We start from the raw sequence: 704 nt of genomic DNA, 5'->3' as shown, positions 1-704 counted from the left end.
GTGCCGTCGCGGCGGGTGACGGTGGCCAGCGGCACGATGATCCAGGGCAGCATCGCCAGGGGCAGGTACTCCGAGGAGTTGAGGCCCATCACGGCCAGCGCGTGCGGGCTCAGCGCGTACGCCATCGCACCCGCCGACCGCGCGCCCGGCGAGCCGATGCCGAGCCGCTCGGCGAGCCGCCGCGTGCCGAGGAACGCCGCGCACAGCAGCAGCGCGAGCCAGAACCGCTGCACGATCCAGGCCGGCAGCCCGATCAGGTGCCCGAGCACGTAGAACGGCCCCATCGGGAACAGGTAGCCGGCCGCCTGGTTCTGCAACTGGCCGAACTGCTCGACGTCCCACAGGTGCAGCGCCCGGCCCAGGAACCGCGCCGGGGCGAGCGGCAGGTCGATCTTGGTGTCCGGGATGATCCGGCCGGGCCGCGTGGCCGTGGCGAGAAGGCTCAGGCAGGCGCAGCACAGCAGGACGCGCAGCCGCTCGCGCAGCACCGGATCCGGCTCGCCGGCCGCCTCCTCATCTCCGGACGGCCGCTCCGCGGCCGCCGGGTCCGTCGTCACCGCGGCCATCCACCGGCCCGTCCGAGCAGCCGCTCGAGCTCCGTGGCCGTCCGGAGCGGCTCCGCCTCGCGCCGCTCCAGCACCTCGTCGCGGAGCGGGCCCTCCACGACCCGTTCTCCGTCCGCGTCGCGGACCACGACCGCCTCC

Annotated in this window: 1 protein-coding gene; it reads right to left on the bottom strand. The window is 75.1% G+C overall.

Annotated elements, in window-relative coordinates; genetic code table 11:
* The coding region (locus ACFFNX_RS51830; protein ID WP_378213875.1) for an alpha-(1->3)-arabinofuranosyltransferase domain-containing protein at positions 1-557 on the bottom strand (557 nt) is incomplete at its 3' end.
* Positions 558-704: the final 147 nt, after the last annotated feature.

The organism is Actinoallomurus acaciae (assembly GCF_042429965.1).
In the GTDB taxonomy this organism is placed as follows: domain Bacteria; phylum Actinomycetota; class Actinomycetes; order Streptosporangiales; family Streptosporangiaceae; genus Actinoallomurus; species Actinoallomurus acaciae.
The sequence above is the reverse complement of the archived record's forward strand: the minus strand, read 5'-3'. Positions and strand labels throughout refer to the sequence as shown.